The 21,548-nt window shown below is 67.1% G+C and carries 27 protein-coding genes and 2 pseudogenes; 10 read left to right on the forward strand and 19 right to left on the reverse strand.

The genetic code is table 11. The annotated features are described in order from the left end of the window. Positions 1-14 precede the first annotated feature (14 nt). The 10 genes from SH591_RS04180 to SH591_RS04225 form a co-directional block, all read right to left on the reverse strand. Positions 15-1,118 carry a M56 family metallopeptidase gene (locus tag SH591_RS04180; protein ID WP_324750651.1) on the reverse strand — a complete coding sequence of 368 codons (1,104 nt, stop codon included), beginning with the start codon at positions 1,116-1,118 and terminating at the stop codon, positions 15-17. Between the two features lie 376 nt (positions 1,119-1,494). Then, positions 1,495-1,827: a Grx4 family monothiol glutaredoxin gene (gene grxD, locus SH591_RS04185; RefSeq protein ID WP_324750652.1), complete on the reverse strand. Its 333-nt coding sequence runs from the start codon at positions 1,825-1,827 to the stop codon at positions 1,495-1,497. 12 nt (positions 1,828-1,839) lie between these two features. After that, complete coding sequence (locus SH591_RS04190; protein WP_324750653.1) at positions 1,840-2,073, reverse strand: BolA family protein; 234 nt, start codon at positions 2,071-2,073, stop codon at positions 1,840-1,842. A 4-nt stretch (positions 2,074-2,077) separates the two neighbouring features. After that, the gene (locus SH591_RS04195; protein ID WP_322831715.1) at positions 2,078-2,404 is read right to left on the reverse strand and encodes a DUF1476 domain-containing protein; all 327 of its coding nucleotides are present in this window, start codon (positions 2,402-2,404) and stop codon (positions 2,078-2,080) included. 65 nt (positions 2,405-2,469) lie between these two features. Next, on the reverse strand, positions 2,470-3,468 hold the full coding sequence (locus tag SH591_RS04200) for an NADPH:quinone oxidoreductase family protein (protein ID WP_324750654.1): 999 nt from the start codon (positions 3,466-3,468) through the stop codon (positions 2,470-2,472). Beyond that, a complete protein-coding gene (locus SH591_RS04205; protein ID WP_324750655.1) occupies positions 3,465-4,283 on the reverse strand; it encodes an N-acyl homoserine lactonase family protein in 819 nt (272 codons plus the stop codon). The genes SH591_RS04200 and SH591_RS04205 overlap by 4 nt, the downstream gene beginning before the upstream one ends. An 11-nt stretch (positions 4,284-4,294) precedes the next feature. After that, positions 4,295-4,579, reverse strand: a complete 285-nt coding sequence (locus tag SH591_RS04210) for a DUF6665 family protein (RefSeq protein ID WP_324750656.1) — start codon at positions 4,577-4,579, stop codon at positions 4,295-4,297. A gap of 43 nt (positions 4,580-4,622) precedes the next feature. After that, positions 4,623-5,258, reverse strand: a complete 636-nt coding sequence (locus SH591_RS04215; RefSeq protein ID WP_322831719.1) for a 3-oxoacid CoA-transferase subunit B — start codon at positions 5,256-5,258, stop codon at positions 4,623-4,625. Then, the gene (locus SH591_RS04220; RefSeq protein WP_324750657.1) at positions 5,258-5,965 is read right to left on the reverse strand and encodes a CoA transferase subunit A; all 708 of its coding nucleotides are present in this window, start codon (positions 5,963-5,965) and stop codon (positions 5,258-5,260) included. The genes SH591_RS04215 and SH591_RS04220 overlap by 1 nt, the downstream gene beginning before the upstream one ends. Positions 5,966-6,190: 225 nt before the next feature. Then, positions 6,191-6,493, reverse strand: coding sequence for an SCP2 sterol-binding domain-containing protein (locus tag SH591_RS04225; protein ID WP_322831721.1), 303 nt, complete (start codon positions 6,491-6,493; stop codon positions 6,191-6,193). Between the two features lie 126 nt (positions 6,494-6,619). Between SH591_RS04225 and SH591_RS04230 the strand changes: the two genes are divergently transcribed. The 4 genes from SH591_RS04230 to SH591_RS04245 all read left to right on the forward strand — a co-directional run bounded on the left by SH591_RS04230 (position 6,620) and on the right by SH591_RS04245 (position 9,883). After that, positions 6,620-7,315 carry a VV20781 family protein gene (locus SH591_RS04230; protein ID WP_324750658.1) on the forward strand — a complete coding sequence of 232 codons (696 nt, stop codon included), beginning with the start codon at positions 6,620-6,622 and terminating at the stop codon, positions 7,313-7,315. Between the two features lie 87 nt (positions 7,316-7,402). Continuing rightward, on the forward strand, positions 7,403-9,055 hold the full coding sequence (locus SH591_RS04235; RefSeq protein WP_324750659.1) for a thiamine pyrophosphate-binding protein: 1,653 nt from the start codon (positions 7,403-7,405) through the stop codon (positions 9,053-9,055). Positions 9,056-9,123: 68 nt separating this feature from the next. Next, entirely contained in the window at positions 9,124-9,567 is a 444-nt protein-coding gene (locus SH591_RS04240) for an SRPBCC family protein (protein ID WP_324750660.1), read from the forward strand. Beyond that, entirely contained in the window at positions 9,554-9,883 is a 330-nt protein-coding gene (locus SH591_RS04245; RefSeq protein ID WP_324750661.1) for an ArsR/SmtB family transcription factor, read from the forward strand. The genes SH591_RS04240 and SH591_RS04245 overlap by 14 nt, the downstream gene beginning before the upstream one ends. A 3-nt stretch (positions 9,884-9,886) precedes the next feature. Here the strand turns inward: SH591_RS04245 and SH591_RS04250 are convergent, their stop codons facing one another. Together SH591_RS04250 and thiS are read right to left on the reverse strand one after the other, a co-directional pair. Then, positions 9,887-11,866 carry a protein-L-isoaspartate(D-aspartate) O-methyltransferase gene (locus SH591_RS04250; RefSeq protein WP_324750662.1) on the reverse strand — a complete coding sequence of 660 codons (1,980 nt, stop codon included), beginning with the start codon at positions 11,864-11,866 and terminating at the stop codon, positions 9,887-9,889. 102 nt (positions 11,867-11,968) lie between these two features. Further along, positions 11,969-12,184, reverse strand: a pseudogene (thiS, locus tag SH591_RS04255) (sulfur carrier protein ThiS); the annotation flags it as partial. A 50-nt stretch (positions 12,185-12,234) separates the two neighbouring features. Between thiS and aroQ the strand changes: the two are divergent. From aroQ to accC, 3 genes are read left to right on the forward strand one after another with little or no spacing between them, the layout of a single operon-like run. Then, positions 12,235-12,675 (forward strand): type II 3-dehydroquinate dehydratase, encoded by a 441-nt coding sequence (gene aroQ / locus SH591_RS04260; RefSeq protein ID WP_322831727.1) that lies wholly within the window; start codon positions 12,235-12,237, stop codon positions 12,673-12,675. A gap of 29 nt (positions 12,676-12,704) precedes the next feature. Next, positions 12,705-13,184 (forward strand): acetyl-CoA carboxylase biotin carboxyl carrier protein, encoded by a 480-nt coding sequence (gene accB / locus SH591_RS04265; protein ID WP_324750663.1) that lies wholly within the window; start codon positions 12,705-12,707, stop codon positions 13,182-13,184. Positions 13,185-13,188: 4 nt separating this feature from the next. After that, the gene (gene accC, locus SH591_RS04270; protein WP_324750664.1) at positions 13,189-14,544 is read left to right on the forward strand and encodes an acetyl-CoA carboxylase biotin carboxylase subunit; all 1,356 of its coding nucleotides are present in this window, start codon (positions 13,189-13,191) and stop codon (positions 14,542-14,544) included. On the opposite strand, the gene SH591_RS04275 is transcribed toward accC, so the two are convergent. Further along, positions 14,541-15,167 (reverse strand): L,D-transpeptidase family protein, encoded by a 627-nt coding sequence (locus SH591_RS04275; RefSeq protein ID WP_324750665.1) that lies wholly within the window; start codon positions 15,165-15,167, stop codon positions 14,541-14,543. The two genes, accC and SH591_RS04275, sit on opposite strands and share 4 nt — an antisense overlap. A gap of 247 nt (positions 15,168-15,414) precedes the next feature. Here SH591_RS04275 and arsC point away from each other — a divergent pair, with 247 nt between their 5' ends. Further along, the gene (gene arsC, locus SH591_RS04280; RefSeq protein WP_324750666.1) at positions 15,415-15,762 is read left to right on the forward strand and encodes an arsenate reductase (glutaredoxin); all 348 of its coding nucleotides are present in this window, start codon (positions 15,415-15,417) and stop codon (positions 15,760-15,762) included. 41 nt (positions 15,763-15,803) lie between these two features. After that, a complete protein-coding gene (gene aat, locus SH591_RS04285; RefSeq protein WP_324750667.1) occupies positions 15,804-16,529 on the forward strand; it encodes a leucyl/phenylalanyl-tRNA--protein transferase in 726 nt (241 codons plus the stop codon). A 35-nt stretch (positions 16,530-16,564) separates the two neighbouring features. On the opposite strand, the pseudogene SH591_RS04290 reads toward aat, so the two are convergent. From SH591_RS04290 to SH591_RS04315, 6 genes and pseudogenes are all read right to left on the reverse strand, one after another. Beyond that, positions 16,565-16,954 (reverse strand): annotated as a pseudogene (locus tag SH591_RS04290) (DUF2155 domain-containing protein); the annotation flags it as partial. Between the two features lie 11 nt (positions 16,955-16,965). Next, positions 16,966-17,484 (reverse strand): outer membrane lipid asymmetry maintenance protein MlaD, encoded by a 519-nt coding sequence (gene mlaD, locus SH591_RS04295; protein ID WP_324750668.1) that lies wholly within the window; start codon positions 17,482-17,484, stop codon positions 16,966-16,968. A 2-nt stretch (positions 17,485-17,486) separates the two neighbouring features. Beyond that, a complete protein-coding gene (locus SH591_RS04300) occupies positions 17,487-17,867 on the reverse strand; it encodes an NADH:ubiquinone oxidoreductase subunit NDUFA12 (RefSeq protein WP_324750669.1) in 381 nt (126 codons plus the stop codon). 72 nt (positions 17,868-17,939) lie between these two features. Then, positions 17,940-18,434 (reverse strand): DUF192 domain-containing protein, encoded by a 495-nt coding sequence (locus SH591_RS04305; RefSeq protein WP_416385208.1) that lies wholly within the window; start codon positions 18,432-18,434, stop codon positions 17,940-17,942. After that, positions 18,431-18,961: a cold-shock protein gene (locus SH591_RS04310; protein ID WP_324750670.1), complete on the reverse strand. Its 531-nt coding sequence runs from the start codon at positions 18,959-18,961 to the stop codon at positions 18,431-18,433. The genes SH591_RS04305 and SH591_RS04310 overlap by 4 nt, the downstream gene beginning before the upstream one ends. A gap of 150 nt (positions 18,962-19,111) precedes the next feature. Next, a complete protein-coding gene (locus SH591_RS04315; protein ID WP_324750671.1) occupies positions 19,112-19,666 on the reverse strand; it encodes a regulatory protein RecX in 555 nt (184 codons plus the stop codon). A gap of 102 nt (positions 19,667-19,768) precedes the next feature. Between SH591_RS04315 and SH591_RS04320 the strand changes: the two genes are divergently transcribed. Then, complete coding sequence (locus SH591_RS04320; RefSeq protein ID WP_324750672.1) at positions 19,769-21,544, forward strand: fatty acyl-AMP ligase; 1,776 nt, start codon at positions 19,769-19,771, stop codon at positions 21,542-21,544. Positions 21,545-21,548 lie beyond the last annotated feature (4 nt).

Raw genomic sequence — 21,548 nt, forward strand, 5'->3', positions numbered from 1 at the left:
CTTACCCTCATCGATTACAGATGTAGTCTATCAGCTTTCCGGGCGCGCACCAAGGGCGTCCCGCGCAGGGTCGCTATCTCGGCGTCGACCGCGGCTAGCTCCTCGGCGCGACATTCGCGGGTTCGCGCCTCGTGGGCGGAAAGGGCCGCGCGCTCCGTCTCCAGCACGGCGAGATGGACGTCCGCGGCTTCGGTCGCCGCATCCTCGCCCGGCGCCGCATAGATGGGCGCGGTGAGGATCAGCCCGATCAACAGGACGAGGGTGACGCAGGCGGCGCCGCCCAGCGTGCGTCCCCGCCCCTTGCGATGCTCGTGCAGCATCTTGAGCCGCCGCTTCAGTTGATCGGCGGAATACATCGGGCAGGTCGCGACCTGGCCCGGCCGCGTGCCCGATTTGACCAATGCGCGCGCATATTCGTGGCGCATTCCCGGCGAGCGGCAGGAGACGGCGGCGTCACAGGCCAGTTCCTGGTCGATGCGGAAGGCGCGGAAGGCGAAATGCGCGATCGGATTGAACCAGTTCAGCGCCAGCGCCGCCAGCGCCGCGGCATTCCACCACAGGTCCAGCCGGCGGTGATGGATCAGTTCATGCTCCAATGCGAGCGCGCGCTCGGCCGGGCTGTAGCGATAGGCAAAGAGCGGCGGCACGACGATGCGGCGGTCGAGCAGTCCGATCGCGATCGGACCGTCGACGGCCTCGCTTTCGATCACGGGAATGCCCTCGCACGGCACGCCGGCCGGGCGCTGGCCGGCGCGGAGTTCGCGCAGGAACGCGCGATAGCCGACGATCTGGTAGAGAATGAAGGCGGCCGCGCCCCCACCCCACAAAGCGAGCAGCAAGGGCCCCCACAGCCCCAGCCCGCCTCCCGTCGGCAGGGGCACGACCGCTTCCGTCGCCAGCGCCGGGATGAAAAAAGCGGGAGACGGAAGCGTGATGATGCCGCCGATCGAGGGCAAAGGCGGCAGGATGAGGCGGAGGGCCGGCAGCAGCCACAGGGCATAGGCCCACTGGGCGCCGAACTGGTTGGCCACGGGGCGCCGCACCAGCAGCACGAGGAGCAGCAACAGGGTGAACGCGAACAGCGTTTCGAAACCCCAGGCGATGAAGCGTTCGCTCATCTCGACCTCCCGAACCGTGTTTCCGGCCTTATGATTACAGATGTAGTCGAACGCCTGAACGGCTGCTGAACGTCTTGTTTAGGTTGCTGTGTCGGAGGATTTTACAAAGCGGGGCTATGGTTAATCCGCCTTCACCATCGAAAGCCCCGGAAATTTGCGGCTTGCACGGACTGGCACGCGGCTTGTATCTCTATCGGTGTCCACACAGTTCCACCGACAAAGGGGCGGGCTGGCGCTTTCTGGTCGCGCCGCCCGCCCCGCTGATTTTCGGAAGGAACCGTCGTCCCGGCGCAGACCGGGACCTCAGGAAAAGCTGGTCAGATTCGATCTTAAGCGCGCTGCCGTCCTGAGATGCCGGCCTTCGCCGGCATAACGCTTACGCTTCGGCCTTCGCGACCTGCTGGTCGTCCATCAATTGCTGCAGTTCGCCGGCCTCGAACATCTCCATCATGATGTCGGAGCCGCCGACGAACTCGCCCTTGACGTAGAGCTGGGGGATGGTCGGCCAGTCGGAATATTCCTTGATGCCCTGGCGGATCTCGGCGTCCTGCAAGACGTCGACCGTCTCGAAGGCGACGCCGAGATGGTCGAGGATCGCGATCGCGCGGCTGGAGAAGCCGCATTGCGGGAAGAGCGCGGTGCCCTTCATGAACAGGACGACGTCCTTGGATTTGACGATCTCGTCGATGCGGGCGTTGGTATCGGACATTGAAGGGCTTCCTTATTCGGGGACGGCGGTGGTGAGCTGGAGCGCGTGCAGCACTCCGCCCATCCGTCCGCCCAGCGCCTCGTAGACGCGCTGGTGCTGCTTGACGCGCGGCATCCCCCTGAAACTTTCGGCCACCACCCGCGCGGAATAATGGTCGCCGTCGCCGGCAAGGTCGGTGATCTCTACAAGGGCATCGGGAATGCCCTGGCGGATCAAGGTCTCGATGTCCTCGGCGGCCATGGGCATGGGATCAGCCCTTCGCCTCGATCATCTGGCGACGAGCTTCGACGGTCTTGTGCTCGAGCGCCTCGCGGATGCGGGCCTCGTCGCATTCGACACCGGCCGAGGTGAGATCGCCCAGGATCTTGCGGATCACGTCCTCGTCGCCCGCTTCCTCGAAGTCGGCGCGCACGACGTCCTTGGCATAGGATTCCGACTCGACCTCGGTCAGGCCCATCAGATTGGCCGCCCAGGCGCCGAGCAGGCGATTGCGGCGGGCGATGATCCGGAACTGCATTTCCTGATCGCGGGCATACAGGTTCTCGAATGCTTTCTCGCGGTCGTCGAACGTGGTCATGTTTATCCTTTGCGTAGGTCTTCGGGTCTCAGATAGGCCGCGGGGGCGGCCGGTGCAACGGCGGGTCAGCCGACGGTCACCACCAGTTTTCCGATCGCCTTGCGCGCAGCCATATGGGCAATCGCCTCGCCGCCCTGCTCGAGCGGCCAGATACGGCTCACCTGCGGAGCGATCCTGCCCTCGTCCCACAGGCGGAAGAGCGTGCGGATGTGCGCCGCATTGGCCTGCGGATCGCACGCCGCGAACGCACCCCAGAACACGCCGCAGACGTCGCAGCTCTTGAGCAAAGTGAGGTTGAGCGGCAGCCTGGGGATGCCGGCGGGGAAGCCGACGACGAGGTAACGCCCCTCCCAGCCGATCGCGCGCAATGCCGACTCGGCATAATCGCCGCCGACCGGATCGTAGATCACGTCCGCGCCTTCGGGTCCGACCGCGTCCTTGAACTGCTGCGCCAGCGCCTTGGACGCGTCCTTGTCGAACGGCCCGCGCGGATAGACGATCACGACGTCGGCCCCCGCCTTCCGCACGATCCCGGCTTTCTCCTCGGACGAAACGGCGCCGACGACGCGCGCGCCGAACGCCTTGCCGAGTTCGACCGCCGCCAGCCCGACACCACCCGCCGCGCCGAGCACGAGCAGGGTCTGCCCCGGTTCGAGCCGGCCGCGGTCGAGCAAAGCATGGATCGAGGTCGCATATGTCAGGATCAGGGCCGAGCCGTCCTCGAAACTGCGGCCCTCGGGCAGCGGCAGCGCCATCCGCGCGTCGACCAGCACCTTCTCGGCCAGCCCGCCATGGCCGACCATCGCCATCACCCGGTCGCCGACCATCCAGCCCTCGACGCCGTCGCCGAGCGCCTCCACAACGCCGGCAATCTCGCCGCCCGGCGCGAACGGTCGCGGCGGTTTGAACTGATATTTGTCCTCGATGATCAGCACGTCGGGATAGTTGATCGCGCAGGCCCTTACGCCCACCAGCAGCTGGCCCTTGCCCGGCGCCGGATCGGGAACGTCGCTCAGCGCCAGCGTCTCGGGCCCGCCTGGCGCGGTCGAGAGCAGCGCCTTCACTGCGCGGCCTGCGGGAAAGCGGGCAGCTTGGCGATGTCGCCCGGCTCGTGCTGGATGATCACCTTGGCGTTGAGGTTCCGTGCCAGCTTCTCGAACCGGTCGTGCGAGGCCAAAGTGTCAGCGCGGTTGACGTTGAAGCTCGGCACGCCGCCGACCGCGCGGTTCTCGGTGAAGTGAAATTGATCGCCCGAGATCAGGACGGGTCCGCTCGCCAGCCGGACGAGAAGCGCCTGATGGCCTTCGGTGTGGCCGGGCATCTCCAGGATCGTGACCCGCCCGTCGCCGAATACGTCCTTGTCGCGCTCGAGCGGCTCGACCTTGCCGCCGCCCTTCAGCCAATGCTCGAACCGCGGCGCGGCCGGCGGCCAGACCTTGATCACCTCCCAGTCGCCCTTGCCGGCGAGCAGGGTCGCGCCCGGAAAATCGGCGACCTGGCCGGTATGGTCGTAATGATAATGGCTGAGGCCGACATAGGTCACGTCCTCCGGCCGGACGCCGATCCGCGCGAGCTGGGCGACGAGCTTCTCCTTGAGCAGGGCGCCGTCCTTATCCTTCGGCTTGCCGGCGAGCGCGCCATCGACGCCCGTGTCCCACAGCAGCAGGCGATCGCCGTTGCGGACGAGATAGCAGCTCGCCGCCAGCGTCTTCTTCTGGCCCGCATAGAGGCCGGTATCGGAGAAGACGCCGAGATCGCCGATGTCGATCGTCCCGCAATCGAGCCGGTACAGCGAAAGCGGCGCGGGCGGCGCCGGGGGCGCCTGCATTCCGGCCAGTGTCACGAACGCCGCGGCCGCCATCGTCACGCGCTCCAGCATCGAATTCTCCCCTATGTCCTGATCGCTCCCATCCGGTTTAGCACCTCGGTCGGGATCGCATAGTGGGCGATGACGCGGTCGCGGTCGCGTAGCCCGAGCAATTCGCGCTGGACGAGGAAGCCCCACACGATCCGGGCGGCCTCGTCGACCAGGCGCTCGCGCTCTTCGCCCGCGGAATCGCGCAACGCGGCCAGTGCCGCCTCGACCCGGCGCCCGCCCCGGCCCAAGGCCGCCGCCTTCTCGCCGAGTATCTCATGCTCGATCGCCTCGTGCCGCGCTTCGCCGACCTTGCGCATGCTGCCTCTCCAGGGCGGGACTCGTCCCGCCCTCGAACGCCGTTCAGCTCAGATAGTTCGCCGTCGTCTTAGCGGCGACCTCGTCGGCGGTCACACCGGGTGCCAGCTCGACCAGCTTGAACGGGCTCTGATGGTCCGGGCGCTGGAAGACGCAGAGGTCGGTGACGATCATGTCGACGACGTTCTTGCCGGTCAGCGGCAGTGTGCAGGACGGGATGAACTTGGGATCGCCGCTCTTGGAATTGTGCTCCATCACGACGATGATCTTCTTGACGCCGGCGACGAGGTCCATCGCGCCGCCCATGCCCTTGATCATCTTGCCCGGGATCATCCAGTTGGCGATGTCGCCGTCCTGGCTGACCTCCATCGCGCCGAGCACGGTCAAATCGATATGGCCGCCGCGGATCATCGCGAAGCTGTCCGACGAGGAGAAATAGCTCGACGAGGGCAGCTCGGAGATGGTCTGCTTGCCGGCGTTGATCAGGTCCGGATCCTCCTCGCCCTCATAAGGGAAAGGCCCGATGCCGAGCATGCCGTTCTCCGACTGCAAAGTCACGGTGATGCCCTGCGGGATATTGTTCGCCACAAGCGTCGGGATGCCGATGCCGAGGTTCACATAATAACCGTCGCGCAGTTCCTTCGCGGCGCGCGCGGCCATCTGGTTGCGGTCCCAGCCCATTATGCGGCCTCCCTCTGGCGGGTCGTTCGGAATTCGATCTTCTTGTCGTAGGGCGCGCCGAGGACGAGCCGCTTCACGTAGATCGACGGCAGATGAATCGAGTCCGGATCGAGGCTGCCGATAGGGACGATCTCCTCGACCTCGGCAACGCAGATCTTGCCCGAGGTCGCCGCCGGCTGATTGAAGTTGCGCGCGGTCTTGCGGAACACGAGGTTGCCCGCCTCGTCGGCCTTCCAGCCCTTCACGATGGAGAGGTCGGCGCGGATGCCGCGCTCGAGGATGTAGGTCTCCCCGTCGAACTCCTTATGCTCCTTGCCTTCGGCGACCTGCGTGCCGACGCCGGTCTTGGTGTAGAAGCCCGGAATGCCGGCGCCGCCGGCGCGCATCCGCTCGGCGAGCGTGCCCTGCGGGCAGAATTCGACTTCGAGCTCGCCGGCGAGGAATTGCCGCTCGAACTCCTTGTTCTCGCCCACATAGGACGAGATCATCTTCTTGATCTGCCGGGTGCGGAGCAGCTTGCCGAGCCCCTCATTGTCGATGCCGGCATTGTTCGATGCAACGGTCAGGTCCTTGACGCCGCTCGCCTGGATGGCGTCGATCAGCCGCTCGGGGATCCCGCACAGGCCGAAGCCGCCGGCGCAGATCGTCATGCCGTCGAATAGCAAGCCTTCGAGCGCCGCTTGGGCGCTGGGATAGATTTTCTGCATGCACCGCTCCTTGTCTGGAGCGGCGATAATCGCGACAGGCCGCCCGGGTCAAGCAAACCTGAATGAGGTTTCAACTTTGCGACGCCCTACGCAGGTCGAACCTTGGACGAGAAGAGACGCCCGCCCGTTCCCCCTGAGCCTGTCGAAGGGCCTCCCTATTCTTGTTCGAAGAAACAAAGAGGCTTCGACAGGCTCAGCCCGAACGGTGGGTGCGTGGTGCGGGCGTCAGCCCTTGAGCTTCGCGAGAATGCCCTGGAGCTGCATGGCGTTGGACATATCGCCCTCGACCTTCAGCTTGCCCATCATGAAGGCGGTCATGCCGTCGAGTTGGCCGGAAGCGAGCTGCTGCCAATCGTCCCAGGCGACCTTGATCGTGGTGTCGGCGGCGCCGTCATCCTCGGTGGCATTCTCGGCGACGCCGTCGAGCAGGATCGTGCCTTCGCTGCCGCCGAAATCGATCTTCACGCGCTTGCCGGGCAGCCAGGCTTTGTGCTCGTTCATCGCCGCGGCGAGTTCGCTCTTGGTCATCAATCGCTCCTTTGGATATGCGCCGCCATCCGTACTTTACGTGAACGTCAAGTCAAGCCGTTCAGGTCCGGGAAAGCCGCGCGCCCATTCACTCGTGACGGACCAGCAACGAAGTGGGGGATCGTGATGAAGAAAGGAATTCTGGCCTTGGCGCTGACGGCGGTCGCCGCGGGCGGCTGCGTCGGCGAAGCGCGGATGACGATGCCGAGCGACCTCGCCGCCGCCACCGACCGCATCGAGATGACCGGCATGGGCCACGGCGAAACCGGCCGCTTCCAGCTCGGGGCCTCATCCGGCACCTTCCGCCGCGGCGCCGCCGAGCATCGTTCGGACGACGGCTTCTTCGTCTGGAATCGCGGCGGCGGCGACTTCACCGTGTCGGGACCCGACGTCGGCGGCGCGCTTTCGGGCGGCTGTCTCTATCGTGAGGACCGGCACGACGCGGGCTCGGTCGAGATCTCGGCGCGCCCGTTCGCCTATCGCTGCCGCTTCGAGCGCAACGGCGAACCGCTCGAGGCCGGCCTCGTCCTTGATGCCGTCCCGCGCTCGCCCGGGCGCCTGCTGAGCGCGGCGACGCTCGCCGGCACGCTTCATTATCGCGGTCGCGCGATCGGCATCCGCGCCATCCACGACATGGAAGGCGGGCGCGTGCCGAGCGGAACGCCGCTCGGCTACATGTTCGACGTAGGCGGGCGTCCGATCGGTGCGATCGACGTCAACGGCACCGGCAAGACGATCTACGCCCCTCGCTCGGGCGAGGATCGCGAGGCGGTGCTGGCCGGGGCGGTCGCCCTCGCCATCCTCTGGTACCACGGCGGCTGAACCCGGCGCGCCGCCTTTCCGAAAAGGATAAGGGGACCCACCACAGGGTTATGGCATTTGTCGCGGCCGCGGATTAGGCGTCGTCGCATGACCAAGCGCACAGGCGGACGTATCCTCGTCGACAATCTCGTGGCCCAGGGCTGCGATCGGATCTTCACCGTTCCCGGCGAGAGCTTCCTCGCCGTGCTGGACGCCCTTCACGACACGCCGGAGATCGACCTCGTCGTCTGCCGCCAGGAAGGCGGCGTCGCTTATATGGCCGAGGCCGACGGCAAGATGACCGGCCGCCCCGGGATCGCCTTCGTTACGCGCGGGCCGGGCGCGACCAACGCCTCTGTCGGCGTCCATGTCGCGATGCAGGATTCGACGCCGATGATCCTGTTCATCGGCGACGTCGCCCGCGGCGACCGCGACCGCGAGGGCTTCCAGGAGGTCGATTTCGGCACGATGTTCGCGCCGCTGGCCAAGTGGATCGGCCGCATCGACGATGCCGCGCGCATCCCCGAATATGTCGCCCGCGCTTATGCGACCGCCATGTCCGGCCGCCCCGGGCCGGTCGTCCTGGTCCTGCCCGAGGACATGCTGAGGGATGCGGTCGAGGCGGTCGACCGGCCCAAGGTCTGCGCGCCCTGCCAGGCCGCCGATCCGGTCGCGCTCGCCACGTTGATGGATTTGCTGAAGGACGCCTGCGCCCCCGTCGCGATCGTCGGCGGCGCCGGCTGGAGCCCGGCCGCGTCGCATTATTTCACCGAATTCGCCGAGCGCGTCGGCCTGCCGGTCGCGGCCGCCTTCCGCCGCCAGGATGCGGTGCCGAACAGCTCGGCCGTCTATGCCGGCAATCTCGGCTACGGCCCCAATCCCAAGCTGGTCGAGCGCGTCAAGCAGGCCGACCTGCTGCTCGTCGTCGGAGCCCGCCTGGGCGAGGCGACCACCGACGGCTACACTCTGGTCACGCCCGACCATCCCGACCAGATTCTGGTCCACGTCCATCCCGACCCGGACCAGATCGGCAGCGTCTACCGGACCGACCTCCCGATCTGCGCCGACGTGCGCGAATTTGCCGAGCTCGCCGCCGACTGGGAGGACGAGATCATCTCCTTCTCCACCGGAGCCGAGGCGCATCGCGAGTGGCTGGACTGGACCAATGCCCAGCCGCGCGACACCGCGCTCGATCTCGGCCCGGTCGTCATGCACATGCGCGAGACGCTCCCCGCCGACAGCATCATCTGCAACGGCGCCGGCAATTTCTCGGGCTGGTGGCACCGCTTCTGGCATTATGCCGCCCTCCCCTCGCAGCTCGCGCCGACCAACGGCTCGATGGGCTACGGCCTGCCCGCCGGCGTCGCCGCGGCTTTGCGCTTCCCCGATCGCCAGGTGGTGGTAGCCGCCGGCGATGGCGACTTCCTGATGAACGGGCAGGAACTGGCGACGGCGGTGCGCTATGGCGCGAACATGCTGGTGATCGTCGTCGACAATGCCAGCTACGGCACGATCCGGATGCACCAGGAACGCGAATATCCGGAGCGTCTGTCGGGCACCGAGCTGGTCAATCCCGACTTCGCCGCTTTGGGCCGCGCTTATAGCGCCTGGGCCGAGACGGTCGAGCGGACCGAGGATTTCGCCCCGGCGCTCGCCCGCGCGCAGGCGGAGAAGGGCGTGAAGCTCCTCCACCTCAAGACTGACGTCGAATTCATCGCCGCCGGCACGACCATTTCCAAGCTGCGCGACGCCAGGAAATAGAAAGCGCAACCATAAGGTTGCATTTCGCACCCGATCCGGACTAAATGGGGCAACGAGGAGGTTGCCCCATGACCGATCGTATCGAAAAGACCGTCGACCTCGCTGCGCCCGTCGAACGGGTGTGGCGCGCCGTCACCGACCACCAGGAATTCGGCCAATGGTTCAAGGTGCGGCTCGACCAGCCGTTCGCGGCGGGCACGCTTTCGACCGGGATGATGACCTATCCCGGCTACGAGCATGTGCCCTGGAAGGCGCGCGTGGTGCGGATGGACGCGCCCCATGTCTTCGCGTTCGAGTGGCCGCAGATGGACGAAGCGGACGAGACGATCGACGAGGAGGCCTGGATCCTGGTCGAATTCCGGCTCGAACCGACGCCAGGCGGGACCCGTCTGACGATCGTGGAATCGGGCTTCGATGCGCTGCCCGAGGGCAAGGGCGCGCTGGCGATGCGGCGCAACGAGCCGGGCTGGGAAGAGCAGACCGGCAACATCAAGGCCCATGTCGAAGGCTGAGGCGCTCGTCGATCCGGCACCGGTCTTCGCCGCGCTCGGCGACCGGACGCGCCTGTCGCTGCTGCTCCGCCTCAGCGACGGCCGCGCCCGCTCGATCACCACCCTCTCGATGGCGACGAACCTGACCCGCCAGGCGGTGACCAAGCATCTGCGCGTGCTCGAGGATGTCGGCCTGGTGGCGGTCAGCCGGGTGGGCCGCGAGAGCCTGTTCGCCAGCCGGCCCGAGGCGCTCGCGGAGGCGCGCTCCTATCTTGAGACTGTTTCCGCACAATGGGACGAGAATCTCACGCGCCTGCGGTCGCTCGTCGAGGACTGACCGTTACAGGCCGAACGGGTAGGTTTCGTCCTCGCCCTTGCGCTGCTCGGTCGGCAGCGGAGTCACCGCTTCGCTTTCGTCGAACCAGACCCAGGCATCGAACTGGCCGGGGAGAGACGCCTGCGCATAATGGCTCCAGCGCTCGGTCTCCGGCCGGTAGATCACGCCGACGAACCGCTCCAGCTGCGGCTCCGCCAGGCCGGCGCGCAATTCCTCACTCGCGTCGCGCAAATCCAGCAGGAAGCGCGCCACCCCGGCCTTGTGGCAGATGCGTTCGTAGCTGCCGGCGAGCGAGGGCCGCACCTCCTTCACCTCCATCGCCGCATCCCAGTCGGTCGCGGCAGCGACGGTTCCCGTGTGCGTGCCGAAGCCGATCAAGGCCGCGTCGCGCCCGAACCGCTCGCGGCAGAGCTGGCCGATATTCAGCTCCTCGCGCACCTGGCCCATCTCGGTATGGCTGGCGTCGCCAATATGGCTGTTGTGCGCCCACACCACGGCCTTCGCCTCCGGTCCCTTTGAATCGAGGATCTGGCAGAGCGTCTCGAACATGTGCGTGTCGCGCAAATTCCAGCTCTCGGCCGCGCCGTGATACATGACGCGATAATAAGCCTCGGCATTCTTCACGAGCCGCGCGTTGGCGGCGGCATCGAGGAATTCGTCAGCATCCGCGCCCGCATATTCCATGCGCTTCTGCATCAGCTCGCGCAGCATCTGGACGACCGGCTGCTCGCATTGGGCGAAGCCCTGGGTGATCGCCATTCGTCCGTAGCTTTGCGGATTGCGGCTCCAGGGCTTGAGGCAGCCATAGCGTTCGCGCGCCACCGCCGCCGCTTCGGGGTCGACGTCGTCGAGATAGTCAATGACGGCCCGCATCGAGCCGCCGAGATTGTAGAGGTCGAGCCCGTAGAAGCCGGCCATCTCGTCGCGCCCCTGATTGTGCGCGCGCAGCCAGCGGATGAACGCCTCGACGTCGGTGTTGCGCCACATCCAAGTCGGGAAGCGCTGGAACGGGGCTTCCTCGCCTTGGCGATGGGGCCGATGGCGGACGAAGCGGTCGACCGCCGCCGCGTCGGGCCAGTCGGCCTCGACCGCGACGATGCCGAAGCCGTGCTGCTCGATCAGCCGCCGGGTGATGGCCGCGCGGGCGCGGTAGAATTCGGACGTGCCGTGGCTCGCCTCGCCGAGCAGGACGATTCGCGCGTCGGCATAGCGATCAAACAGTGCGCCAAAGGCCGGATCGTCGAGCTCGGGCAGCGGCTCGCACGCCGCGCGGATCATCTGCGGGAGCGAGCGCGGCCCGTGCCGGGCACCCTTGGCGTCGCGAAACCCGTGGGTGCCGATCAGAGGCACGAAGCGCACCGGGCCAAGCTCCTCGCGCTCATATTCGTCCTTGCTGAGGCGGGTGATCTTGATCAGCTGCTGCACGGCGTGCGGTTCGCCGACCGGCATCACCAGTCGTCCGCCTTCGGCAAGCTGGAACAGCAATTCGTCGGGCACGTCGGGGCCGCTCGCTGCAGCGATGATCGCGTCGAACGGCGCTTCCTCGGGCATGCCTTCGCTGCCGTCGCCCTCGAACACGGCGACATTGTCGTAATCGAGCCGCGCCATCCGTGCTGCCGCAAGCTCGGCCAGCTCGGTCACCCGTTCGATCGCGAGGACCTCGCCGGCCATCTGCGCCATGATCCCCGCGGCATAGCCGGAACCCGCCCCGATCTCGAGCACTCGGTCGTCCGGGCCGAGCTCGGCCGCGTCGATCATCAAGGCGACGATGTAGGGCTGTGAGATGGTCTGCTCGCCCTCGATCGGGAGGGGACCGTCCTCAAACGCGAATTCACGCACTTTCTCGGGCACGAACAAGTGGCGCGGAACGGTCCGCATCGCCTCAAGCAGCCGGCGGTCGGTGATGCCGCGCGCCGCGATCTGGCGCTCGACCATCCGCTCGCGCGCCGCTGCAAGATCGGGACTATCGACAAGATCGCTCATTCCGCACTCCCGTGCCGCCGGCTCTCTCTACAACCGGCGCGACGGAGGCCCGTTCCGGATGAACGGCGCGATCTCGATCTTTAGGAAGGCCGGGGAGGCTCAGCCGCCGCCGACGAAGGTCACGATCTCGAAATCGTCGCCATCGTCGACCAGCACCTGATCGAGCGTCGAGCGCGGCACGACCTCCATATTGCGTTCCACAGCGACCTTGGCCGGCTCCAGCCCCAGATCGGCGGCGAGCTGGGCGATGGTGAGCCCGGCCACCACCCTGCGATGCTCGCCGTTCACGCTGATCGATACCGTGCCATCATCATGCATGTGCTTGTTACCTTTGCGCATCCGTTATCATGGTCATATAGGGGCTCCCCATGGCAACGCCACCGACCGTCTTCGTCCTCAACGGGCCGAACCTCAATCTGCTCGGCACGCGCGAGCCGGAAGTCTACGGCTCCGACACGCTCGACGACATCGCCGTCCGGCTCGAGGAACGGGCGCGGCCGCTCGGCCTCGCCGTGGACATGCGCCAGTCGAACCACGAGGGTCACCTCATCGATTGGCTGCACGAGGCGAATGCCGAAGGGGCCAAGGCGGTGATCCTCAACGCCGGCGCCTATACGCACACGTCGATCGCGCTGCGCGACGCCATCGCGGCGATCGCGGTGCCGGTCATCGAGGTGCATCTTTCGAACCCGCATGCGCGGGAACATTTCCGCCATCGGAGCCACGTCGCGCCGGTGGCCAGGGGTATGATCGCAGGCTTCGGAGCCATGGGCTACGAGCTTGCGCTGGACGCAGCCGCCCGTCTCTGACAGAGGCCGCGGCAAATCAGGGGTATAGAATGACCGACAACAACCAGGCCGACGGCGCCATGCAGGTCGACACCGATCTCGTCCGCCAGCTGGCCGAAATGCTTACCGACAGCGATCTGTCCGAGATCGAGGTCCAGGACGGCGAACGCCGCATCGTCGTGAAGCGCAAGCTCGCAATGGCCGCCGCGCCGGTCGCCTATGCGCCCGCGCCCGCCGCCGCGCCAGCCGCTCCGGCTGCTGCCGCACCCGCCGCCGACGTTCCCGCCGCTGCCCATCCCGGCGCGGTCAAGTCGCCGATGGTCGGCACCGTATTCCTCGCCGGCGAACCGGGCGCGAAGCCGTTCGTCGCGCCCGGCCAGCAGGTCGCCGCCGGCGACACCCTGCTGATCGTCGAGGCGATGAAGGTAATGAACCCGATCACCGCGACCAAGGCCGGCACGGTCAAGCAGGTCCTCGTCCAGGACGCGCAGCCGGTCGAGTTCGACCAGCCGCTCGTCATCATTGAGTGACGCGATGACGATCAAGAAGGTCCTCATCGCCAATCGCGGCGAGATCGCGCTCCGCATCCACCGCGCCTGCCACGAAATGGGCATCAAGACGGTGGCGGTCCATTCGACCGCGGACGCCGATGCGATGCACGTGCGCCTGGCCGACGAGGCCGTCTGCATCGGCCCGCCGCCCGCCGGCGAATCCTATCTCAACATCCCCAACATCATCTCGGCCGCCGAGATCAGCCACGCCGACGCGATCCATCCCGGCTACGGCTTCCTCTCGGAGAACGCCCAGTTCGCCGAGATCGTTGAATCCCACAACATCATCTGGATCGGCCCCAAGCCGGAGCATATCCGGACGATGGGCGACAAGATCGAAGCGAAGCGCACCGCCGCCAAGCTCGGTCTGCCGCTCGTCCCGGGCTCGCCCGGCCCGGTCGAAACCGTCGAGGAGGCGCGCGCGATCGCCGCCGAAGCCGGCTATCCGGTGATCATCAAGGCGGCGTCGGGCGGCGGCGGGCGCGGCATGAAGGTCTGCACGTCCGAGGGCCAGCTGGAAACGCTGATGCAGCAGGCCGGCAGCGAGGCGAAGGCCGCGTTCGGCGACGCCACGGTCTATATCGAGAAATATCTCGGCGATCCGCGCCACATCGAATTCCAGGTGTTCGGCGACGGCAAGGGCGCCGCCATCCATCTCGGCGAGCGTGACTGCTCGCTCCAGCGCCGCCACCAGAAGGTGCTTGAGGAAGCCCCCTCGCCCGTCATCTCCGCCGCCGAGCGCGATCGCATGGGCGGCATCGTCGCCAAGGCGATGGCCGACATGGCCTATCGCGGCGCCGGCACGATCGAATTCCTCTACGAGAATGGGGAATTCTACTTCATCGAGATGAACACGCGCCTGCAGGTCGAGCATCCGGTCACCGAGATGATCACCGGCATCGACCTCGTCCGCGAGCAAATCCGCGTCGCCGAGGGCAATCCCTTGTCGGTCACGCAGGACCAGGTCCAGTTTCACGGCCACGCGATCGAATGCCGGATCAACGCCGAGGACCCGCGTACCTTCGCCCCCTCGCCCGGCACGGTGAAGAATTTCGTCGCGCCCGGCGGCATGCACGTCCGCGTCGATAGCGGGCTCTACACCGGCTACAAGGTGCCGCCTTATTACGACAGCATGATCGCCAAGCTGATCGTCTACGGCACGACGCGCGAGCGCTGCATCATGCGGTTGAAGCGCGCGCTCGAGGAGTTCGTCGTCGACGGCATGAAGACCACGATTCCGCTCCATCAGGCGCTGATCGAGGACCCCGAATTCCGCGAGGGCGTCTACACGATCAAGTGGCTGGAGGAGTGGCTCGCCCGCCAGGACGAGGCCGCCTAGGTCGTAAAGACGCCGTCGGCCGGCTGCCCGTTGCCGTAGAGCTCGGGCAGCCAGCCCTCGGTGACCAGCACCTGGTCGCCCTTCACCACCTCCGCGAAGAGGATCTGCGCGAACTCCTCCGGCACGCCGATGCAGCCGTGGGTGGCGTAGCGCTCATCGACCTCGCTCCCGTGGATGGCGATGCCGTCCCAGGTCAGGCGCAGCATGTAGGGCATGGGCGCGTCGTAGAGGTTTGAAACGTGATCGGCGTCCTTCTCCAGGATAGGGAAGATGCCGTGCGGCGTCGGCTTGTCGTCGGCGCCGTAGATCATCGACGAGCGGCCGATCTCGACCCCGCCGCGATAGACGTAGACCTTCTGGGCGGCGATATCGACGACGATTTGGGTCGGGCCCGGCACCCCGCCGCCGGCCCAGGCAAAATCGCCGGCCTCGATCGGCTGGTCGAGATCGAGCACCGAATGGACCGCGAACACCGGCGCCGGCGCCTCGGTGACCTGCAAGGCCGGCGGCGCGGGAGCCGGCCGCGGCCGCGCCGGCGCAGCATCGGCGCTCTGGGTTTCGCTCGGAACCGGCGAAGCCTGGGAGCAGGCGCCCAATGCGGCCACGCCCAGCAGCGCGCACAACCCTATCCAAAAACGCCGGCTTACTCGCATCGTCACTGCCTCCTTCGCGCGGCTTAACGCCGAAGAGGCAGACGTGGCCATGGGCCGATTCTGCGCGTTTCCGAACGGGACAGTCTGTCGCCAATCCTCAAGGCGCGCGCCCGCGGCGTCCTTGCCGGGGGCTGGCGGGACTCCGATCCACTTGGCATAGGGGCGGGGGACGGCCGGGCCTGTTGCCCGCCGCTGCGCGCAACGGAAGAGCCCGGTCATGAAAGCCACCATCTACCACAATTCCCGCTGCGGCACGTCGCGCAAGACGCTCGAGATCCTCGAGCAGGAGGGCGCCGACGTCACCGTCGTGAACTATCTCGAAACCCCGCCGTCGAAGGACGAACTGCAGCGCCTCTACGACCGCGCCGGCATCACGCCGCGCGACGGGCTGCGCGCCAAGGAGTCGCTCGCGCAGGACCTCGACCTCGTCGAGGGGGCCGTCAGCGACGACGCAATCCTGGACGCGATGGTCGCGAACCCGATCCTGATCAATCGGCCGCTGGTCGAGACCGAAAAGGGCGTGCGCTTGTGCCGTCCGCAGGACGTGGTCCGCGAAATCCTCTGACGGCGGTTGACCGGCGGCGCCGGGCGTTACATCCGAAAAGGATGGCGATCCTCGATCCCGAGCTGTTGCTGCGCGCTTATTCGATCGGCGTGTTTCCGATGGCCGACGGCCGCGACGCCGACGAGGTGTTCTGGGTCGAGCCGCGCAAGCGCGCGATCCTGCCGCTCGATTCTTTCCGGATGTCGCGCTCGCTGCGCAAGACGCTGCGCACCGGCCAGTTCACGGTAACCCACGACAAGGCCTTCGCCGCGGTCGTCCGGCATTGCGCCGAGCGCGAGGAGACCTGGATCAACGCCCAGATCGAGGCCAGCTACAATCGCCTCCACCGGCTCGGCCACGCCCATTCGATCGAATGCTGGCAGGACGAGCAATTGGTCGGGGGCCTCTATGGCGTGCGGCTCGGCGCCGCTTTCTTCGGCGAGAGCATGTTCTCGCTGCGCACCGACGCTTCCAAGGTGGCTTTGGCCTGGCTGGTCGCGCGCTTGAGGGTCGGCGGCTTCCGCCTGCTCGACTGCCAGTTCATGACCGAGCATCTGCGCAGCCTCGGCGCGGTCGAAATCGACCAGAAGGATTATGTCGCGATGTTGGCTTCGGCCGCAGCGGGCGGCGCCGTCTCGGGCTCGGGAGCGGTCGGCGCCGCTTCGGGCTGCGCCGCCGGCGCCGAATTCGGAGCGCTCGACCGGCTCTTGGGCGCCGACCCGGCGCGGACCGCCGACGGCGCGGCTTCCGGATGGGTCATCGCGCAGCTCTTGGGCCAGACGTCGTAGATGGCGTGCTCGACGACGTTGAGCGACGGCGATTCCTTGTAGACCCAGCCCGAGAATACGCGCTGGAACTGGCCCTGCGGGTTGCGCACGTCGACCTGGACGAACGCGCCGGTCAGCCGCTGCGCCTCCCACGGCGCGGTCGTCTCGCAGGCGCGCAGGCGGACGATGACGTCCCCGGCGCGCAGCGCCTGGCCCGGCTTCATCGTCAAATCGCGCGAGATGCCGTTGCGCTTGTTCAAAAGGCCGATCACCGCCACCCGGTCCTTCATCGGCGTCGTGCCCGGCGCGATCTCGGTGACCGTCTGCGGGATATCGACCGTGTCGGGCTCCGGCTCGGCCTCGGCCTTGGCCTTGCCCTGGTCGGCGGGAAGGTCGTCGCGATTGCAGCCGGCAAGCGCGGTCATGCCGATCAGGCAGGCGATCATCAATCTGCGCGTCACTGGGCCGGTGCCTCTTCCATCGTGCCGAGGCCCTCCGGTTCGGTCGCGGCGCCCTTGCCGTCGTCGCCGCTGCGATTGATGACCGAACCGATCAGGCCCATCATGTCGACCGAACCCTGCGTATCGAGGATGACGTCGCCGTGCTTCAACGGCGTTTCGGACCCGCCGGGAAGCAAGGCGATATAGGAGCCGCCGAGCAGCCCTTCGGCCGTGATCGCGGCGCTGCTGTCGGACGGGAGCCGGACATTGCGGTCCAGCGCGAGCGTCAGTTCGGCCTGGTAGCTTTGCGGATCGAGCCGCTGCGCCGCGACCGTGCCGATCTTGAGCCCGGCAACGCGGACGTCGGTCCCGACCGAAACCCCGCCCGCGGCGGGGAACAGCGCCTTCACCTGGATCGCGTCGGGCATGCCGCCGCCGGTGCGGCCCCAGGCGAAGAGGATGAACCAGACCGCGAGAAGTACGACCAGCAGGCCGACGACGGCCTCGAGGGCATTATCGCGGAGGAGGCCGCGCATGCTTATTCGGGCGTCCAGGCCTGATAGTCGCCGCTCGCGGCCTGGCGTTGGCCGCCGCGCTCCAGCGCGCCCGACGGGCGGTAGGCTTGCGGAGTTCCGGTGAGGTTGCCGGTGGCGGGCTTCGCGAATTTGGGGACCGGCGGCAGCGTCTCGTCGGGCAGGCCGTCGATCTGGCGGTGCATCCAGCTGAACCATTCGGGCGGGATGCGGCTGGAATCGTTGGGGCCGTTATAGATCACCCAGCGCCGATCGCCCTTCTTCGAGCGAAAATAGACGTTGCCGAGCGAATCGGTGCCCACGCGCTCGCCGTTGCGCCAGCTCCACAGGGAGGTGCCGATCGTCGCACCATCCCACCACGTGAAAATCTTCTTCATGAGACCCATGGCGGCTCGCCTACCCTCGAAGGGCCGGGCGGCGCAAGTGTTGAAGAGCGTGCGAAGCCTGCCGCGGCCGGCTCACGGCCTCGGGCCGCCCGTCCAGCTAACGCGCGCACGCTCGTCGATCCCCAGTTCAGCAGCGCGGCCGCCCGGAATCTCGAGCACGGCCGCGACCGGCTCGCGTACCCCTTCGGGATCGAGCGAATGCGGCACCGTGTTGGCCGCGATGCGCGCGATCGTGCCGTCCGCGCGCACGAACAGCATGTCGAGCGGGATCAATGTGTTCTTCATCCAGAAGCTGGCCGGGCGCGGCGGATCGAACGGAAAGACCATGCCGCGGTTTGGCCCGAGCGATTCGCGGAACATCAGGCCCTGCGCCTGCTCCTCGGGCGTCCGCGCCACCTCTACCTGGAAGCGATGGACCTTGGCGCCGCTGCGGATCTCGAGCGGGATGATCTCGAGCCCGGCCGGCGAGACCGCATCGGACTGCGCGACCGCGGCCTGCGGCTCGGCGCTGCACGCGGCGGCGGCGGTGGCGAGCACCACCGCGATGACCATGCGACGAAGGATCACCGCGGTTCGACCGCGACCGCCAGCGGCCCCTTGCGCCCGTCCGCGATACGCGCGCGGAGCGGCTGGTCGGGAGTGAGGTCGGCGAGCCCGCCTTTGCGCACCGTTTCCATGTGGATGAAGATGTCCTCCGAATCGCCTTCCTCGCGGACGAGGAAGCCGTAGCCCTTCAGGCGGTTGAACCACTTCACCTTGACTGGCTCGAAATCGCCGGCCTGGTCAAGCAGCGCCGAAGGGTCGACGCGCTCGCCGGACGCGCCTTTGGCCCGGGTCGCCTCGGGGACGACGGCATGGGTGAGGTCGATCGAGAGCACCTTGCGCGCCTGGAGGCCGCGCTCCTGCTCGGCCACGAGGCATTCGACGATCGCGCCCTCGGGAAGACTGCGCCGGTCATGCTCCTTGAGCACGCTGAAATGGACGAGGATGTCGCCTTCGACCTGCTCGCTCACGAGAAAGCCGAAGCCGCGCGTCGCGTCGAACCACTTCATGGTGCCGGTGAGCCTCAGCAGCCCGTCCTCTGCAGCATCCACCGGATGCGCAGCCTCGGCGCCCGAAACATCGGCCCTTTGATCCTCTACAAGCATGTCCCCACGCGACTTCATTAACGGCTGGTCCACTACAAAGCTAAGGTAAGGAGTATCACGCATTCGCCGTGCTTGGGAACCGTTTTACCGTTATTTTTAAGGGATGTCGCAATCCGGGATATCGTCGGGCAACAAGTTAAGTATGGTGCGCGCAACTTCTGGCGAGTGCCCGGCCCTCATCATGGCCCCGAATGCCTTTTGTCGGACCCCATGGTCCATATTACTTTCGGCGTAGGGCCCAATTCGCTTGCGGCGGGCGAAGCGAAGCGCAGCCGCCATCGCACCATCTTGGACCTGTTCCCTTGCCTCGGCCGAATCCTCGTCGGCAATGCCCGCCGCGCGCAAAGCTTGGCCGACGCGCCGCGCGCCGTAGCCGCGCCTCTGCAGAGAGCCGGCGCGGGCGATGGCGAAGGCGGCGTCGTCGACATAGCCGAGGCCCGCCATCCGCTCGACGAGGCTGTCGACGGGGGCTGCGCCCTCCCCGTCCCAGCCGCGCTCCTTCAGCTTCCTGGCAAGATAGGACTTGAGCTTGGCCCGGCTGGTCGCGTAGCGACCGACATAATGCAGGGCCAGCCGCTGTAACGCCTCGGCGTCGAGCGGCGGACGGGGCTTTTTTGGTCGATCTGTGGTCACGCGCCATGATTGTGCCATAGTCGGGCCAGAATATGAACGCGCCTTGTGCCGTAAGACGGGAGCCGAACAGAGAGCGCCCGCGCACGTCCGGCGCCTGAGATAGTAAGGATTGTACCCGCAGTGCTCCATCAAGGTGAAGCCACGCTCCGCAAGCCCGCAGCCGACGATACCGTCGTGCCGACGCCGACGGAAGATCGCCTGCCACGCCGTTTCTCGGACTTCGCAACCCTCGGCGAGGCGCTGGATTATGCCGCGCGCGGCGAACGCGGCCTGAATTTCCACGATCCCCGCGGCGTTCTGACCCGCGCCTATTCCTATCAGGAACTGCGTGAGGATTCGCTTGCCGCAGCCTATCGGCTCGTCGCCCACGGCGTGAAGCCGGGCGACCGCGTGGCGCTGATCGCCGAAACGGGCGCCGACTTCGCCGCCCTCTTCTTCGGCGTCGTCTATGCCGGCGCCTGGCCAGTGCCGCTGCCGCTGCCAACCTCCTTCGGCGGGCGGGATTCCTATATCGACCAGCTCAGCGTCCAGCTCAAAAGCTCCGATCCGAGCCTGCTCTTCTATCCGGCCGAACTTACCTCCATGGCGGGTGCCGCCGCCCAGGCGGTCGGTGTCGAAGGGATCGACTGGGAGAGCTTCGCCGAGCGCAGGGCCGTGCCCGTCCCGCTTCCGCAGGCGGGCACCGACGATATCGCTTATCTCCAATATTCGAGCGGCTCGACCCGCTTCCCGCATGGCGTGGCGGTGACCCACAACGCCTTGCTGAACAATCTTGCCGCCCACGCCCACGGGGTGCGGATCGGGGACGATGACCGCGTGATCTCCTGGCTGCCCTGGTATCACGACATGGGCCTCGTTGGCTGTTTCCTCTCGCCGGTCGCCAACCAGGTCTCGACCGATTATCTGAAGACCGAGGATTTCGCCCGTCGCCCGCTCGCCTGGCTCGATCTCATCAGCCGCAATGCCGGCACGACGCTCAGCTACTCGCCGACCTTCGGCTATGACATCTGCGCGCGCCGCATCGGCAGCCAAAGCAAGGTTTCGGAGCGCTTCGACCTGTCGCGCTGGCGCATCGCCGGCAACGGCGCCGACATGATCCGCCCGGACGTGATGCAGGCCTTCGTCGACGCCTTCGCCGAGGCCGGCTTCCAGGCGTCGAGCTTCCTGCCGAGCTACGGCCTCGCCGAGGCGACTTTGGCAGTCTCGATCATGCCGCCGGGCGAAGGCATCGTCGTCGAGCTGGTCGAGGAGACGCTGCTGTCCGGCGGCGGCCCCGCCGACCGCGAGCGGCCGCAGCGCTACCGCGCGATCGTCAATTGCGGCAAGCCGGTGCGCGACATGGAAGTCGCGATCCGCGACGACGACGGCCAGGACCTGCCCGACCGCGCGATCGGCAAGGTCTATGCCCGCGGCCCCTCGATCATGCATTCCTATTTCCGCGACGAGGAGGCGACCAAGGCCTGCCTCAACGCCGACGGTTGGCTGGACACCGGCGACATGGGCTACATGTCGGGCGGCTACATCTACATCGTCGGCCGCGCCAAGGACATGATCATCATCAACGGCAAGAATCACTGGCCCCAGGACATCGAGTGGGCGGTCGAGCAACTGCCGGGTTTCAAGGCCGGCGACATCGCCGCTTTCTCGATCACCACGCCCGGCGGCGAGGAGACCCCGGCGGTGCTGGTCCAGTGCCGTACCTCGGACGCCGAGGAGCGCGGCCGGTTGCGCGACGAGATCCGCGAGCGCGTCCGCGCCATCACCGGCATGCACTGCGTCGTCGAGCTCGTGCCGCCGCGCACTTTGCCGCGCACCAGCTCGGGCAAATTGTCGCGCGCCAAGGCCCGCAATCTATATCTCTCGGGCGAGATCCAGCCCTACGATATCGCCGCCTGAGCCT

Source organism: Sphingomonas sp. LY54, from assembly GCF_035594035.1.
Taxonomy (GTDB): domain Bacteria; phylum Pseudomonadota; class Alphaproteobacteria; order Sphingomonadales; family Sphingomonadaceae; genus Allosphingosinicella.